Origin of the sequence: Amycolatopsis sp. NPDC006125 (assembly GCF_040614195.1) — a bacterium.
Lineage (GTDB): Bacteria > Actinomycetota > Actinomycetes > Mycobacteriales > Pseudonocardiaceae > Amycolatopsis_E > Amycolatopsis_E tucumanensis.
The window spans coordinates 1-15,503 of sequence record NZ_JBEXTZ010000104.1 but is presented as its reverse complement, the minus strand read 5'-3'; the positions used below and the strand labels follow the sequence as shown (position 1 = coordinate 15,503).

Sequence of the window (15,503 nt, the reverse complement as noted above, 5' to 3'; positions counted from 1 at the left end):
TGGCCGGATGGGGGCCGGCCACACCGCTTCTCCCCAGGAGCTCACCGATGCGCTCTCCCTCCGCGGTCGTCGCGGCCACCCTGGTCGGCAACTTCACCGAGTGGTTCGACTTCGCCGTCTACGGCGCGGTCGCCGTCACCCTCGGCCGCGTCTTCTTCCCCACCGGCGATTCCGTCGCCTCGCTGCTGGCGTCCCTGGCGGTGTTCGGCATCGCGTTCGTGTTCCGCCCGCTGGGCGGCGCGCTGCTCGGCTCGCTCGGCGACCGGCGTGGCCGCCGGGTGGCGCTGTCCACCGCCGTCATCGGCATCAGCGGCGCCACCACCCTCATCGGCCTGCTCCCGTCGTACACCGCGATCGGGTTCTGGGCGCCGCTGCTGCTGGTGCTGCTGCGCTGCGTCCAGGGCCTGTCCGCGGGCGGCGAGTGGACGAGCGCGTCGGCATTCCTCGCCGAGTACGCCCCGCCTGGCCGCCGCGGTTTCCGCGCCAGCCTGATCTCCGCCTCCGGCGGCCTGGCGATCGTGGCGGGCACCGGATCGGTGCTGCTGCTGGAAAACCTGCTGACCCCGGCGCAGATGCAGTCGTGGGGCTGGCGGTTGCCGTTCCTGCTCGCCGCGCCACTCGGCCTGGTCGGCCTGTACCTGCGGCTGCGCCTGGACGAGACGCCGGTGTACCGGAGCCTGCGCGAGCGCGACGAGGTCGCCGCCACGCCGGTGCGCACCGCCCTGCGGACCGAACGCCGCACCCTGGCGCTCGCGTTCGCCTGCGCGTCGGTGACCGGCGTCGGGTTCTACTACCTGGCCACGTACTTCACCAACGCCATGTCGGCGACCGGCGACCGGTCCGCGTCCCTGGCGGTGAGTTCGATCGCGCTGCTGTTCTACGCCGCGATCTGCCCGGTGGCCGGGTGGGTGTCCGACCGGGCCGGGCGGCGTCCGGTCTACGTCGGCGGCGCGCTGGCCCACGCCGTGCTGGCCGTGCCGGTGCTGCTGCTGGTCGGATCGGGCTCGCCCGGCCTGGCGCTGCTGGGCATGTGCCTGTTCGCCGTCCCCCAGGCGTGTCTCAACGTGATGTCGTCGATCGTGCTCGTCGAACTGTTCCCGGCCCGCACCCGGTCCAGTGGTTCGGCGCTGGCCTACAGCCTCGGGGTCGGCCCCATCGCCGGCACCGCCCCGCTCGTGGCCGCGGCGCTCGCGGCCGCCACGGGCAGCCCGCTCGCGCCTGCCCTCTACCTCGCCGTCATCGCTGCCGCGGTCGGCCTCGTGCTGGCCCGCAAGCTGCCGGAAACCTCGGCTCGTCCGCTCGGCGAACCGGCCGCCGTCACCGCGCACACCGCCTGATCCCACTCCCCCACGCGACCCGGCCCGTCCGGGCGTTCCCCCTGCCCTCTGCCCTGGAGGCCGCCATGTCCACCGGCACCATCCTCGCCCGGCTCGAACGGCTCCCGATGAGCCGCCCGCAGTACGGCATCCTCTTCGCGGGCGGCCTCGGCCACCTGTTCGAGGCGCTCGACATCGTGATCATCGGTTTCATGCTGCCGCACCTGAAAGCGGAGTTCGGTCTAGACAACGTCCAGATCGGCCTCATCGGCGGCGCCGCGCCGGTCGGCATGATCGTCGGCGCGATCCTCGCCGGCGTGGTCGGCGACCGGTTCGGCCGCAAACGCGTGATGCTCTACGCGCTGCTGCTGTTCTGCGCCGCCTCGATCGCGCTCGCCTTCGCCAACGGGTTCGTGTTCATCCTCGTGGTCCGCGTGATCGGCGGGCTCGGCGCGGGCGCGGAGGCCGCCATCGTCTCGCCCTACATCTCCGAGTTCGCGACCGGGCACAACCGCGGCCGGTTCGTCAGCGGCGTGACGTTGTTCTTCTCGCTCGGCAACGTGGCCGCGGCGGTGCTCGGCTCGCTGGTCGTGCCGCTGGACGGCGGATGGCGCATCGCCGCGGTGATCTGCGGCCTGCCGGTGCTGGTCCTGCTGTGGTGGCGGCGCTCGCTGCCGGAGTCGCCGCGGTGGCTGCTCAGCCAGGGACGCGTGGACGAGGCGGACGCCGTGGTGACGCGGCTGGAGGAGCGGGTGATCGCCGCCCGCCGCGGCGAGGCCCTGCCGCCGGTGCCGCCGGTGAACGTCGTCGCGCCGGCCGCGCCCGCGGTGTCCTGGTCGCCGCTGCAGGTGTGGCGCGGCGGTCTCGCCCGGGTGTCGGTGGCGACGTGGCTCGGCTCGTTCGTGTTCCTGTTCGCCTTCTTCGGGTTCTTCACCTGGATGCCGTCGCTGTTCCTGGAGATCGGGGTCGACCCCGGCGTGGCCGCGACCTACAGCTTCTTCCTGTTCGTGGCCCAGCCGATCGGGTACCTGACCGCGATCGCCGTCAGCGACCGGTTCGAGCGCCGCACGCTGCTGGTGACGTTCTTCGGCTTCGCCGCGCTCGCCTCGCTCGCGCTGGGGGTCGTGCCGCGGGACAGCATCGCCCTGCTGCTGATCGGGATGGCGTTGTCGATCTGCATCACCTGCATCTCCGGGATCGTGTTCCCGTACTGCTCGGAGGTCTACCCGACCGCGATCCGCGCCACGGGCGCCGGGCTGGCCTCGACGGCGGGCAACGCGGGCGGGCTCACCGCCCCGGTCGTCATCGGCCTGGCGTTCGGCTCGATCGGGTTCGGCGGCGTGTTCGCGGTGATGGCCGCGCTGCTGGCCGCGGGCGCGCTCGTCATCCGGCTGTTCGGGCCCCGCGTCACCGGCAAGACCCTGGAACAGGTCTTCGCCGACGAAACCACCCGGCCCACCACCCCCAGCGCACTCGAAGGGAGCGCGTCGTGACCCAGCCCCCCGTCCCGCGCAGGCGGATCTACTTCGCCACGGTGTTCGGCCACCTCGTCGAGTGGTACGAGTTCTCCGTGTACGGTTTCGTGGCCGTCCACATCGGAGCGACGTTCTTCCCCGGCGCCGACCCGATGGCCCGGCTGCTGGCCACCTTCGGCGTGTTCGGCTTCACCTTCGGGTTCCGCCCGCTGGGCGCCCTGTTCTTCGGGCCGCTGGCCGACCGGATCGGCCGTCGTCCGGTGCTGGTCACGGTGCTGCTGCTGATGTGCGGGTCGACGTTCGCGATCGGGTTGCTGCCCGGGTACGCCACGCTCGGCATCGCCGCGCCGGTGCTGCTCGTCGTGTTGCGCGGGCTGCAGAACTTCTCCACCGGCGGCGAGTTCGGCAGCGTCGGGGCGTTCATGATCGAGCACGCCCCGCCGGGGCGGCGCGGGTTCGCCACGAGCTGGCTGATGTTCTCCGCCGTGGTCGGGTTCGTGATCGGCAGCCTGGTGGTCGTCGCGCTGGCCGCGGCGCTCGGTGACGCGGCGATGGCCGAGTGGGGCTGGCGGATCCCGTTCCTCGTCGCCGGCCCGCTCGGCATCGTCGGCCTCTACATCCGGTTGCGCCTGGAGGACACTCCGGAGTTCCGCGCGCTCGCCGACCGACACGAGGTGGCGCAGTCGCCGCTGCGTGAGGCGCTGCGGTACCGGCGGGAGATCCTCACCGTGGCGGGGCTGGCGGGCCTGCACACGACCGCGTTCTACCTGGTGCTGACGTTCATGGTGTCGTACCTGACGCAGACCGTCCGGTTCGGCACCGGGCTGGCGCTCACCGCGACGCTCGCCGGCGCGGTCGCCGCGCTGGCGCCGATGCCGTTCGTGTCGGCGTTGTCGGACCGGATCGGGCGGCGGCCGGTCCTGATCACGCTCACCGTGGCGATCGCCGTGCTGGCGGTGCCGGTGCTCGCGGTGATCCGCAGTTCCCCGGCCGGGGCGATCGCGGGGCAGGTCGTGCTCGGGTCGCTGATGGGGGCGCTGGTGTCGACCACGCTGGTGTCGATGACGGAGATCTTCCCGCCGCGGGTGCGCTCGGCCGGTTCGTCGTTCGCCTACACCATTTCCGCCGCGCTGATCGGCGGCACGGCGCCGTTCGTGTCGACCTGGCTGATCGGCGCGACCGGCAGTTCGCTGGCGCCCGCCGGGTACCTGGCCGCGACGGCGCTGCTGGCGCTGGTCGCCGGCGTGTGCTTCCGCGAGCCGGTTCCGTCGGTGAAGGGAGAAGTCCGTGTTGGACAGTGACGTCCTCGACCGCGGCGACGGGCCGGCCGTGGTGTTCAGCCACGGCACGCTGCTCGACCGCACGATGTTCGACCCGCAGATCGCGGCGCTGGCCGGCGCGTACCGGACCGTCGCCTACACCAGCCGGGCGGGCACGTCCCGTTACGGCACGGAACGCTCGCTGGACGACCTGGTCGCCGACTGCCTCGACGTGGTGCACGGCATCGACCGGTTCGTGCTGGTGGGCATGTCGGTGGGCGGGTTCATGGCGATCGAGCTGGCGTTGAAGCACCCGGAGCGCCTGGCCGGCTTGGTGCTGGTGTCGACCATGGCCGACGCGTACACGCCGGAGGAGCGTGAGCGGTTCGGGGCGCTGCTGGAGCCGATGGACACCGAGGAGCCGATCAGCGCGGAGTTCGCCGAGGCGTTCGTGCCGGTGATCTTCGGGCCGCGGACGATCGCGGAGAACCCGGAACACGTGCGGCGGTGGGTGCGGAAGTGGCGGGCGCGCCCGTCACGCTCCGTCTGGGGCGAGTACCGGTCGTGGATCGACCGGGAGGACCGGCTCGGGCGGCTGGCCGAGATCACGGTGCCGACGCTGATCATCCACGGCGAGGACGACGGCGGGATCCCGATCGCCCGTGCGGAGGCGATGCACGCCCGCCTGCCGGGGTCGGAGTTCGTGCGCGTCCCGGACAGCGGGCACCTGGTGACCGAGGAGCAGCCCGAGGCGGTCAACCAGGCGCTGCGGAGGTTCGTCGACGGGATCGCGCCGTGGTGAGCCGCGAACTGGATGGCCAGGTCGCGATCGTGACCGGCGGCGCGCGTGGCATCGGCGCCGCGGTCGTGCGGTCGCTGGCCGCCGCCGGCGCAGCGGTGGTGATCGCGGGCGGGCGCGAATCCGACGGGCGCGCTCTCGCCGCCGAACTCGGCGACCGGGTGGTCTACGAACCGCACGACGTCGGCTGCGAACACTCGTGGGAGCGGCTTCTCCAGGCCACGGCCGCGCGGCTCGGCCGGCCGGCCGGCGATCCTGGTCAACAACGCCGGGATCTACCGGCCGGGGCCGGACGTGACCGGGACGGCGCCGGAGGACTTCGACGAGCACTACCGGGTCAATCAGCGCGGCCCGTTCCTCGGGATGCGGGCCGCGGGCGCGGTGATGAAGACGGCCGGTGGCGGGGCGATCGTGAACATCTCCTCGATCGCCTCGCACCGGCCCTATCCCGGGCAGATCGCCTACTCCACCACCAAGTGGGCGGTGCGGGGCATGACGAAGTGCGCCGCGGTCGAACTGGGCGCGCACGGGGTCCGCGTGAACTCGGTGCACCCGGGCTTCATCGACACCGGGATGCTGGACGTCATCACCGAGGAGTGGAACGCCCAGGTCGTCGCGGCCACGCCGCTGGGGCGGCGGGGCCTGGCCGAGGAGGTCGCGGCCACCGTGCTCTTCCTGGTCTCCCCGGCCAGCGCCTTCGTCACCGGGGCGGAGTTCGTCGTGGACGGGGGGCTGGCTTCCTAGCGCGACTACCCGGCTGCGAGGGCCCGCACCACGGCCGTCACGTCGGACTCGTCGTTGAAGTAGTGGAAGCCGAACCGGACCCGGTCGCCCAGCGCCGTGGCGCGCACACCGTGCCCGGCCAGCGACCGGGCGATCCGGTCCGCCTCCGCGGTGGCCAGGACGACGATGTGCGAAGCCGGTCCACTGTGGACCCGCTGCAGGCCGAGCGCCGCCGCCTCGTCGGTCAGCTGTCCGGCCAGGCCGAGCACGTGCCGCTCCACCGCGGCCGGGTCCAGCTGCTGGAACAGGCGCAGCGCGGCACACGCCCCGAGCCAGGAGAACCACGCCGGTGAGGCGTCGCAGCGGGCGGCGTCCGGCGCGAGGTCCAGGTCGCCGCCGAAATAGCCGTGCGGGGCGGCGGTCGACTTCCACCCGGGCGCCAGCGGCCGCAGCCCGGCCACCCGGTCCGGCCGCGCCACCAGCCACGCCGCGCCCCGCGGGCAGAGCATCCACTTGTAGCCGTGGACGGCGAGGTAATCGGGCGCCACGGCCGGGTCGAACCGCAGCGCGCCGAGCGACTGGGTGAGGTTGACGAACAAGCGCGCTCCGACCCGGTCGGTCGCGGCGCGCAGGGCGTGAAGGTCCAACCGCTGACCTTCGCGGCTGGTCACCTCGCTCACCGCCAGCAGCGCCACGTCCTCGTCGAGCGCCGCGATCAGGTCCTCGACCCTGGTCACGCCATCCCGGGCCGGGACGCTCACCACGTCGTGCCGCGCCAGCCACGGGAACCGGTTGCTGCGGAAGTCCTGCTCGGCCACCACGACCCGGCCGCGGGGCAGGGACGCGGCGACGGTGGCCGCCGCCTCGGCAAGCGAGGACACCGTGGCGACCGTGCCGGGCGGAACGCCGAGGAACTCGGCGAACAGCTGCCGCGCGCGGGCCGCAGCCCCGTCCCAGCCGAGCCAGTCGAACCCGCCCGAGGACCACGCGTCGAGCACCTCGCGCATCGCCGTCACCACCGGCTCCGCCCCCGGCGGCGCGCCCGGCGTGTCCAGCCACACCTGGTCGCGCAGCGCGGGGAACAGCGCCCGGAACTCGGCGGGCGTCACCGGGGCACCGCGGCCATGGCCTCGACCTCCACCAGGATGTCCGGCCGCGCGAGCGCGGCCGCCACGATCAGCGACTGGGCCGGCCAGTCGCCGTCCGGGTACCAGCGGGTGAAGGTCCGCTTCACCACGGACCGGAAGCCGGTCAGGTGCTCGGTGCCGGCCACCATGCTGAACACCTTGACCAGGTGCTGGGGCTGCGCGCCCGCCGCGGCGAGGAGCCGTTCGAGGTTGGCGAACATCGCCTCGGTCTGGGCTTCGGCGTCGGCACCGGCGAGCGAGCCGTCGGGCAGCGCGCCGACCTGCCCGGAGATCACCACGAGCTCGTGCCCGGGCGGAACGTGCGCCAGGTGGCTGTACATCCCGATCGGGGCAGCGACAGTGTCCGGGTTCCAGCGCTTGATCATGCGTTCTCCTCGGTTCGTTCCACAGTGGTGAGGGCTTCGCGCAGGACGGCGAGCGCCTCGTCCGCCTCGGCGACGGTGACGGTCATCGGCGGGGTGACCCGCAGGACGTTGCCGTGCAGGCCGCCGCGGCCGATCAGCAGTCCCCGCTGCCGGGCGGCCTCCAGCACGCGCAGGGTCGCGGCCACGGCCGGCTCGCGGGTGCCGGGCACGACGAGTTCCACGCCGATCATCAGCCCCATCCCGCGGACCTCGCCGACGAGCGGGCAGCTCTCCGCGATCGCGCGCAGGCCGGTCATCAGGTGCTCGCCGACCTTGTCGGCGTTCGCCTGCAGGTCGTGCGAGAGCAGGTAGTCCAGGGTCGCGACACCGGCGGCCGTGGCAAGCGGGTTGCCCCCGGCCGTGGAGATCGAGTTCGCGCCGAGGCAGTCCATCAGCCCGGCGGGCGCGACGACCCCGCCGATCGCGACGCCGTTGCCCAGGCCCTTGGCGAAGGTGATCGCGTCCGGGGTCACGCCGGAACCCGGCATGGCGAAGAACGACCGGCCGGTGCGCCCCCACCCGGACTGGACCTCGTCGGAGATCAGCAGGATGCCGTAGTCGTCGAGCACGGCCTTCATCGCCGGGAAGAAACCCTCGGGCGGGGTGGCGAACCCGCCCGCGCCCTGAACCGGCTCGGCCAGCAGGCACGCCACGTCCCCGGCGGTGGAGGTTTCGATGATCGTGCGCAGCTCGTCGGCGCACGCGGCCACGAACGCGGCGTCGTCCAGGTGGCCGAAGGGGCTGCGGTAGCGGTAGCCGCTGTGCACGTAGGTGACCGCGAGCGGGCTGAGCGCGGTGGCCGACCAGCCCCGGATGCCGGTGGCCGCGACCGTGCCGAAGGACCGGCCGTGGTAGCTGCCGCGCAGCGCGAGCACCTGGTGCGACCGCCGCCGCTGGGTGGCCAGCAGCAGCGCCGTCTCGACGGCCTCGGTGCCGGAGTTGACGAAGAAGACCTTCGCGTCGGGCAGGCCGGACAGCTTCGCGATCCGCTCGGCGAGCTCGACCTGGCTGCGGATCAGGTACAGCGTCGACGAGTGCAGCAGGCGCCCGGCCTGCGCCCGGATCGCCTCGGTGATCTCCGGGATGTCGTGGCCGACCATGGTGGCGAGCAGGCCGCCGAAGAAGTCGAGGTACTCGCGGCCCTCGCCGTCGGTCACGCGGCGCCCTGAGCCGCGGACCAGTTCGATCGGCTCGTCGTAGTAGAGCTGCATCCAGGACGGCATGACCTGGCGGTGGCGCTGCCACAACTCGGCGTGGGGCACGGGCTCCTCCTTCGGCGGACGGCGACGCCTGCGCACGCTAGGACGGCCGCCTGGACCGGCTCACCGTCACCGGGCACGAATTTCAGATAGTCGAAAAACGGGTTCACTCTGATGCAATGGGCGCCTCCGGGGCCGCACAGTGTCGGCCAGCCGAGGAAGCAGGAGGTGACCATGTCGCGACCGACCGACGCCGACGTGACGGCCCGGGTCGACGCCCTGGCCGAGGACATGTTGTCGTTCCTCGCCGCGACGGTGCGGGATCCGAGCGAGAGCGGGTGGGAGGACCGGGTCACCGGCCGATACGCCGACTGGTTCACCGCCCGCGGCTGGCCGGTGACGCGGCAGCCGCTCGAGGAGGCGTCCGGGGAGCCGCGGGCCGCGCAGCGGGAAAACCTGATCGCCTGGTACCCCGGCCGCCTCGGGCTGCCGTGCGTGGTCCTCAACGGCCACGTCGACGTGGTGCCCGCGGGCGAGGAGCAGGCGTGGTCCCGGCCGCCCTACTCCGGCGACCGGGACGGCGGCCTGGTGCACGGGCGCGGCTCGGTGGACATGAAGGGCGGTATCGCGGCCGGGCTGTACGCGCTCGCCGCCCTCGAACAGGCCGGGGTGGATCTGCCGTTCGACGTGGCGGTGCAGCTCGTCGTCGCCGAGGAGACCACCGGGGCGGGCACGCGGGCGGCGGTGCGCGAGACGCCGGAGCCGGCGGCCGCGCTGGTGCTGGAGCCCACCGGCGGGGCGATCGTGCCGGTCAGCACCGGTCTGCTGTTCTTCACCGTCGAGGTCACCGGCGTCGCCGCGCACACCTCGGCCCCGTGGCGCGGGGTGGACGCGTTCGACAAGCTGATCCGGGTCCGCGAGGCGCTGGCCGAGCTGGCGCGCAAGCGGGGCGCGGCGTACCGGCACCCGCTGTTCGCCGACGTGCCGACCGCGATCCCGTTCGCGATCGGCACCGCCCGGGCGGGCAGCTGGCGCGCGGCGGTGCCCGACCACGCGACCATGTCCGGGCGGATCGGGCTGACGCCCGGTGAACCTCCGGCGGAGCTGCGCCAGGAGGTGGAGCGGGTGCTCGCCGAGGTCGCGGCGACCGACGACTGGCTGCGGGACCACCCGCCGGTGGTGCGCTGGGACCACGAGGGCCTGCCCGGCTGGGAAACCCCCACCGACCACCCGCTGATCACCGCGCTGCGGTCCGCGCAGCGGGGGTGCGCGGGCGCGGAGACGCTGACCGGCTTCACCGCCGGCTCCGACGCCGCGTACTTCGGCTCCCGGGGTGTGCCGACGGCGATCTTCGGCCCCGGCGACGTGACCCGGGCGCACGCGCCGGACGAGTGCGTGGCCGAAGCCGACGTGGTGCGGGCCGCCAAGGTGCTCGCGCTGACCCTGGCCAGGCTGGTGGTGCGCGATGGGTGAGCAACGCACGACCGTGCTGCACACGCTGGAGCGCGGCCTGCAGGTGCTGGAGGCGGTCGCGGCCGCCGACGGCACCGCCACCGCGAAGGTGCTCGGGCGGCAGCTCGGCATCAAGATCGGCACCTGCTACCACCTGCTGCGCACGCTGGTCGCCAGCGGGCACGTGGTCCGGCTGCCCGGCGGGTACTACGACGTGGGCCCGAAGGCGGCGTCGCTGAGCCGGCACCTGCAACGCCGGTCCGGGCCCTCCCCCGAGCTCGCGGTCATCCTCACGCGCCTGCACAACAAGACCCGCGAGACCTCCTACATCTCCGGCTGGAACCACGGCACGCTGATCCTGCAGCACTACATCTCGGGCCTGCACACGCTGTCCGTGGGCAACCTCGACGTCGGCTACACCGGGCACATGCACGCCCGCGCCTCCTGCAAGGCGGTGCTGGCGTTCCTGCCGGAGGAGCAGGTCGCGGCGATGTTCGCGGGCGTGCCGCTGGAGGCGGTCACCGCGCACACGATCACCGACTTCGACGCGCTCACCGTGGACCTGGCCACCTCGCGGCGCCGCGGTTATGCCCTGGACCTGGAGGAGTTCAGCGACGGCGTCTGCTGCGTGTCCGCGCCGTTCTTCGGCGAGAACGGGATGCCGGCCGGGGCGTTCACGGTGTCCGTGCCGCAGTCCCGGTTCACCGAGCGCCGGTCGTGGCTGATCGCCGAGGTGCGGGAGGCGGCGGCGATGGCGACCGGGCTGCTGCGCACCGGCCGGCTGACCGTGCCCTCCCCCGACGCGCCGCCGCGCACCGACCGGGAGGTCTCGTGAGGACACTGGACTCCGCCCGCGCCGTGGTCACCGGCGCCGGGCGCGGGATCGGCCGCGCGATCGCGGTGCGGCTGGCGGCCTCCGGGGCGTCCGTGGCGGTGGTGGACGCCGACCTCGGCGGCGAGGTCGTGCCGGAGGTCGCCGCGCACGGTGTGGACGTGATGGGCCTGCGCTGCGACGTGACCGACCCGGCCGCGGTGGACGCGTCGATCGGCGCGGTGGCCGACGCGTGGGGCGGGGTGGACGTGCTGGTCTGCAACGCCGGCGGCGGCACCGGCCCGATCCACGGCAACCGCGCGTCCGAAGTGGACCTCGGCGAGCTGGAGACCGTGCTGCGGCTCAACCTGTACGGCACGATCCACTGCTGCCGGGCCGTCGCCGGCCCGATGCGGGCGCAGGGCCGCGGCAGCATCGTCACGATGAGCTCGATCAACGGGCTCGCGCCCACCGCGGACGGCGGCTACGCCCACTACGGCGTCGCCAAGGCGGCGGTCGCGCACTACACCCGCTACCTCGCGCGTGAGCTCCGCCCGCACGGCATCCGGGTCAACGCCGTCGCCCCCGGCCCGATCGGCACCGCCCGGCTGCGCGCCCGCTACGCCGAGGCCGGCGAAGACCTCGACGCGGCAGGCGAACCCGGCGACGTCGCCGGTGTCGTGGAGTTCCTGGCCGGGCCCGCCGCCCGGCACGTCACCGGACAGGTCCTCACGGTCGACGGCGGCCTGCTCGGCCACGCCTGAACGAAACACTTTTCCGTCAGTCCGAAAAGGAGAGTGGGTACTCCCATGCCCGAAACCGCCGCACTGCTGGCGCATCTGGAATCGATGTGGCGGATCCGGTCCTTCGAAGAGGAGGTCACGCGCCTGCGCGCCACCGGCGACATCGTCGGCTCGGTGCACCTGTGCAACGGCCAGGAAGCGATCTACACCGGCGCGTGCGCCGCGCTCGACCTCACCCGCGACGCCGTGTTCCCCACCTACCGCGGCCACGGCTGGACGCTGGCCTGCGGCGCGCCGCCCCACGCCCTGTTCGCCGAGCTGCTCGGCCGCGCCACCGGGATCAACGGCGGCCGGGGCGGGTCGGCCTACCTCACCGCGCCCGGCTACGGCATGTACGGCGAGAACTCCATCGTCGGCGCGGGCGCGCCGATCGCCGCGGGCGCCGCGCTGGCCGCCACGTTCGACGGGTCCGGCCGGGTGGCGCTGGCCGCGTTCGGCGACGGCGCGATGAACCAGGGCGCGGTGCACGAGGCGATGAACTTCGCCGCCGTCCGGTCGCTGCCGGTGATCTTCCTGGTGGAGAACAACCACTACTCCGAGCTCACCCCGATCGCCGACATGGTGCGCGTGGACCGGTTGTTCAAACGCGCCTCCGCCTACGGGTTCCCGGGCGCGCGCATCGACGGCAACGACCCCGAGGCGGTGCGCCAGGCCGTGGCCGAGGCCGCCCGCCGCGCCCGGTCCGGGGCGGGCCCGGTGCTGCTGGAGGCGATGACCCAGCGCATCGTCGGCCACTACATCGGCGACGCGCAGCACTACCGCCCCGCCGGGGACCTGGACGCCGCGCTCGCCGCGGAACCGATCGGCAGGCTGACCCGCGAACTGCTCGCCCTCGGCGTCGACCGGTCCGAACTGGACGAGCTCACGGCGCGGGTGGACCGCGAGATCGCCGACGCCGCCGCCCGCGCCCTGGCCGATCCTCTCGCCGACCCCTCGACCGTTCTGGAGCACCTGTATGCCTGAGACGAAGAACCTCTCCTACGCCGAATCCGTCAACGCCGCGCTGCGGCGCGCCCTCGCCGAACGGCCGGAAGCGCTGCTGTTCGGTGAGGACGTCGGCGCTCCCGGCGGCGTGTTCGGCGTGACGAAGGGCCTGCGCAAGGAGTTCGGCGAGCGCGTGTTCGACACCCCGATCTCGGAGTCGGCCATCCTGGGCGGCGCGGTCGGCGCCGCGATGTTCGGCCGCCGTCCCATCGCGGAGATCATGTGGGCCGACTTCTCCCTCGTCGCGTTCGACCAGCTGGTCAACCAGGCCGCCAACGTCCGCTACGTCTCGCGCGGCGCGCTGTCCGCGCCGCTGACCGTGCGCACCCAGCAGGGCAACGCGCCCGGGGCGTGCGCGCAGCATTCGCAGTCGCTGGAGGCGTTGTTCGCCCACGTGCCCGGGCTGCGGGTGTGCCTGCCCGCCACCCACCAGGACGCCTACGACCTGCTGCTGTCCGCGATCTGGTGTGACGACCCGGTGATCGTGATCGAGAACCGCACGCTCTACCACGCGGGCAAGCAGGAGGTCCGGCTCGGCGGCGAGGTGCAGCCGATCGGCGGCGCGGCCGTGCGACGGCCCGGCCGGGACGTCACGGTACTCACCTGGGGCGCGATGCAGCACCGGGTCCTGGAGGCGGCCGGGCGGCTGGCCGCGGACGGCATCGACGCCGAGGTGATCGACGCCCGCTGGGTCCGCCCGCTCGACCTGGACACCGTGCTGGACAGCGTGCGCCGCACCGGGCGGCTGGTCGTCGCCCACGAGGCGCACACCGTCGGCGGGGTGGGTGGTGAAGTGGTCGCCGCCGTCGCCGAAGCCGGGGTGCCGCTGCGCTGCCCGCCGGTGCGGGTCGGCACGCCCGACACCCGCATCCCGGCCGCGCCGGGACTCGCCGCCGCCGTGATCCCGTCGGCCGAGGTGATCGCCGAGGCCATCACGAAGTCCGTGCGCGCCTAGGAGGAACCGTGACCGAACCCGTCGTCGCCATGCCCCCGTTCGCGCCGCTGTACGGCGTGGGCACCGAGTCGGTGCGGCTGCGCTGGCTCACCGTGGAGTACCGCACCGACCCGCAGGCCGTGGCGAGCCTGCTGCCCGCGCCGCTGGCGGCGACGCCGGACCCGCTGGTCGGGATCTGGGTCGCCGAGTTCCTCGGCGCCGGGTTCCACCTGCCCGACGGCACCGTCGAGCAGCGGCCGCCGTACCTGCAGGCCGGGATCAGCGTGCGCTGCCACCGCCACGGCGAGGTCGGCGCCTACCCGCTCACGTTCTTCATCGAGGGCCTCAACCACGGGACCCTCGGCCGGGAGATCTTCGGGCTGCCCAAGAAGCAGGCCCGCGCCGTCACCCTCACCGAGGACGGCGGCGCGGTCACCGGCCGCATCGTCACCGCCAACGACATCGAGATCGTCACCGTCCGGGCGCGGGCCACCGCACCCGCGGGCCCGCTCGACCCGGTTCCCGCCTGGTTCGGCAACCACTTCGCGCTCAAGCTGATCCCCAGCGCGGAGGGCACCGGCTACGACGTCAGCCGCCTGGTGCGGATCCCGTTCCGCACCTCCGAGCCGGGCGGCGCGTGGGACGGCACGGCCGAAGTGACCCTCCGGCCGTCCACCGCGGACCCCGTCCAGCTGCTGCCGTGCCGGGAGGTGGTGTCCGCCCGCTACGGCGGGATCCGCCTCGACATCGGCTTCGGCACCTACCTCGACCACGTCGACCACGTCCCCGTCGCGGGGACACCGCACTGGGGCAGCGTCGCCCCGGCAGGAGAGTGAGCACACCATGAGCGTCCAGACCCAGCCGCAGGCCGGCTCCGGAGTCGGCATCACGCCGGCGCAACGGAAGTCGATCGTCGCCGCGTGCATCGGCAACTTCATCGAGTGGTACGAGTTCGTGCTGTACGGGTACTTCGCGTCCACCATCGCGAAGTTGTTCTTCCCCGCCGGTGACCCGACCGCGGCGCTGCTGCTGACGTTCGCGTTGTTCGGCGTGAGCTTCGTGGTGCGGCCACTGGGCGGGGTGGTGTTCGGTTACATCGGCGACCGCTACGGCAGGCGCAGCGCGTTGTCGGCGATCATCCTGCTGATCTCGCTGGGCACCGCGTTGATGGCGCTGGTGCCGCCGTACGCCTCGATCGGGGTCGCCGCGCCGGTGCTGATCCTGGTGCTGCGCCTGGCGCAGGGCCTGTCCGCGGGTGGCGAGTGGACCGGGGCGGTGGCGTACGTGATCGAAACCGCCCCCGCCGGGCGGCGCGCCTACTACGGCAGCTGGCAGACGATCACGATCGTGCTCGGCATGATGGTGGCCAGCCTGTCCGCGCTGCTGTTCACCGAGGTGCTCTCCCCCGCCGCGCTGGAGTCGTGGGGCTGGCGGATCCCGTTCCTGATCGCGTTGCCGCTCGGTCTGATCGGGCTCTACATGCGACTGCGGCTGGACGAGACGCCGGAGTTCGCGCAGGTGGCCGCTAGCGGCGAGCACGAACGCGCCCCGCTGCGCGCCACCCTGCGGCACGACTGGCGGTCGATCCTGCGGATCGCCGCGCTGGTGTGCTCGCCGACGATGTGCACCTACGTGCTGCTGGTGTACGGGCCCACGTTCCTGGCCACCGAGCTGAAGGTGCCCGCCGCGCAGGCGAAGCTGGCCGGGTTCGCCGCGATGGTCGTGATGATGGTGCTGACCGTGGTGTTCGCGCGCCTGTGCGACCGCGTCGGGCGCAAGCCGTTCCTGATCGCCGGGGCGATCTGGGTGCTGGTCACCGCGCCGCTGGGGTTCCTGCTGCTGCACCGGTTGTCGTTCGGGTTCCTGGTGGCGGGCCTGGCGCTCGTGGTGATCGGCGAGGCGCTGATGCTGGCGCCGCAGCCGGCGATCTTCGCCGAGCTGTTCCCCACCGCCCGCCGGTACAGCGGGGTCGGCATCGGTTACAACATCGGCGTGGTGCTCTTCGGCGGCGCGGGCCCGCTGGTCGCCACCGCGATCGTGGAGGCGACGCAGAGCACCTACGCCCCCGCGGGGTATCTGGCGTGCGGCGCGCTGATCAGCCTCATCGCGGCGATCTTCACGCCGGAGACGCTGCGGCGCGACCGGACGTCCACCGCAAGCTGATCGACCGGAAGCCCCCGCAGCCGGCTGCGGGGG

The 15,503-nt window shown here is 73.4% G+C and carries 15 protein-coding genes and 1 pseudogene; 13 read left to right on the top strand and 3 right to left on the bottom strand.

Annotated elements, in window-relative coordinates; genetic code table 11:
- The first annotated feature begins 47 nt into the window (after positions 1–47).
- From ABZ193_RS35890 to ABZ193_RS35865, 6 genes and pseudogenes are all read left to right on the top strand, one after another.
- A complete protein-coding gene (locus tag ABZ193_RS35890; protein WP_354712995.1) occupies positions 48–1,337 on the top strand; it encodes an MFS transporter in 1,290 nt (429 codons plus the stop codon).
- A gap of 65 nt (positions 1,338–1,402) precedes the next feature.
- Positions 1,403–2,809 carry an MFS transporter gene (locus ABZ193_RS35885; RefSeq protein ID WP_354712994.1) on the top strand — a complete coding sequence of 469 codons (1,407 nt, stop codon included), beginning with the start codon at positions 1,403–1,405 and terminating at the stop codon, positions 2,807–2,809.
- Positions 2,806–4,092: an MFS transporter gene (locus ABZ193_RS35880; RefSeq protein WP_354712993.1), complete on the top strand. Its 1,287-nt coding sequence runs from the start codon at positions 2,806–2,808 to the stop codon at positions 4,090–4,092. Before ABZ193_RS35885 ends, ABZ193_RS35880 begins: the two co-directional genes overlap by 4 nt.
- Positions 4,079–4,852: an alpha/beta hydrolase gene (locus ABZ193_RS35875; protein ID WP_020415918.1), complete on the top strand. Its 774-nt coding sequence runs from the start codon at positions 4,079–4,081 to the stop codon at positions 4,850–4,852. The genes ABZ193_RS35880 and ABZ193_RS35875 overlap by 14 nt, the downstream gene beginning before the upstream one ends.
- Positions 4,846–5,031 (top strand): annotated as a pseudogene (locus tag ABZ193_RS35870) (SDR family NAD(P)-dependent oxidoreductase); the annotation flags it as partial. The gene ABZ193_RS35875 and the pseudogene ABZ193_RS35870, both read left to right, overlap by 7 nt.
- A 112-nt stretch (positions 5,032–5,143) precedes the next feature.
- On the top strand, positions 5,144–5,593 hold the full coding sequence (locus ABZ193_RS35865) for an SDR family oxidoreductase (protein WP_354712992.1): 450 nt from the start codon (positions 5,144–5,146) through the stop codon (positions 5,591–5,593).
- Between the two features lie 5 nt (positions 5,594–5,598).
- Here the strand turns inward: ABZ193_RS35865 and ABZ193_RS35860 are convergent, their stop codons facing one another.
- The 3 genes from ABZ193_RS35860 to ABZ193_RS35850 are packed head-to-tail and all read right to left on the bottom strand — an operon-like array spanning position 5,599 to position 8,386.
- Positions 5,599–6,681 carry an aminotransferase class V-fold PLP-dependent enzyme gene (locus ABZ193_RS35860; protein WP_354712991.1) on the bottom strand — a complete coding sequence of 361 codons (1,083 nt, stop codon included), beginning with the start codon at positions 6,679–6,681 and terminating at the stop codon, positions 5,599–5,601.
- Complete coding sequence (locus ABZ193_RS35855) at positions 6,678–7,085, bottom strand: RidA family protein (RefSeq protein ID WP_354712990.1); 408 nt, start codon at positions 7,083–7,085, stop codon at positions 6,678–6,680. The genes ABZ193_RS35860 and ABZ193_RS35855 overlap by 4 nt, the downstream gene beginning before the upstream one ends.
- Positions 7,082–8,386: an aspartate aminotransferase family protein gene (locus ABZ193_RS35850; RefSeq protein WP_354712989.1), complete on the bottom strand. Its 1,305-nt coding sequence runs from the start codon at positions 8,384–8,386 to the stop codon at positions 7,082–7,084. Before ABZ193_RS35850 ends, ABZ193_RS35855 begins: the two co-directional genes overlap by 4 nt.
- A 171-nt stretch (positions 8,387–8,557) precedes the next feature.
- Here ABZ193_RS35850 and ABZ193_RS35845 point away from each other — a divergent pair, with 171 nt between their 5' ends.
- From ABZ193_RS35845 to ABZ193_RS35815, 7 genes are read left to right on the top strand one after another with little or no spacing between them, the layout of a single operon-like run.
- On the top strand, positions 8,558–9,796 hold the full coding sequence (locus ABZ193_RS35845; protein WP_354712988.1) for an ArgE/DapE family deacylase: 1,239 nt from the start codon (positions 8,558–8,560) through the stop codon (positions 9,794–9,796).
- On the top strand, positions 9,789–10,610 hold the full coding sequence (locus ABZ193_RS35840; protein WP_191244391.1) for an IclR family transcriptional regulator: 822 nt from the start codon (positions 9,789–9,791) through the stop codon (positions 10,608–10,610). Before ABZ193_RS35845 ends, ABZ193_RS35840 begins: the two co-directional genes overlap by 8 nt.
- Positions 10,607–11,350, top strand: a complete 744-nt coding sequence (locus ABZ193_RS35835; RefSeq protein WP_354712987.1) for an SDR family NAD(P)-dependent oxidoreductase — start codon at positions 10,607–10,609, stop codon at positions 11,348–11,350. The genes ABZ193_RS35840 and ABZ193_RS35835 overlap by 4 nt, the downstream gene beginning before the upstream one ends.
- Before the next feature lie 45 nt (positions 11,351–11,395).
- On the top strand, positions 11,396–12,352 hold the full coding sequence (locus tag ABZ193_RS35830) for a thiamine pyrophosphate-dependent dehydrogenase E1 component subunit alpha (RefSeq protein ID WP_354712986.1): 957 nt from the start codon (positions 11,396–11,398) through the stop codon (positions 12,350–12,352).
- Positions 12,345–13,328: a transketolase C-terminal domain-containing protein gene (locus tag ABZ193_RS35825; protein ID WP_354712985.1), complete on the top strand. Its 984-nt coding sequence runs from the start codon at positions 12,345–12,347 to the stop codon at positions 13,326–13,328. The genes ABZ193_RS35830 and ABZ193_RS35825 overlap by 8 nt, the downstream gene beginning before the upstream one ends.
- An 8-nt stretch (positions 13,329–13,336) precedes the next feature.
- Positions 13,337–14,143 (top strand): acetoacetate decarboxylase family protein, encoded by an 807-nt coding sequence (locus tag ABZ193_RS35820; protein ID WP_354712984.1) that lies wholly within the window; start codon positions 13,337–13,339, stop codon positions 14,141–14,143.
- A 7-nt stretch (positions 14,144–14,150) separates the two neighbouring features.
- The gene (locus tag ABZ193_RS35815) at positions 14,151–15,470 is read left to right on the top strand and encodes an MFS transporter (RefSeq protein WP_354712983.1); all 1,320 of its coding nucleotides are present in this window, start codon (positions 14,151–14,153) and stop codon (positions 15,468–15,470) included.
- Positions 15,471–15,503: the final 33 nt, after the last annotated feature.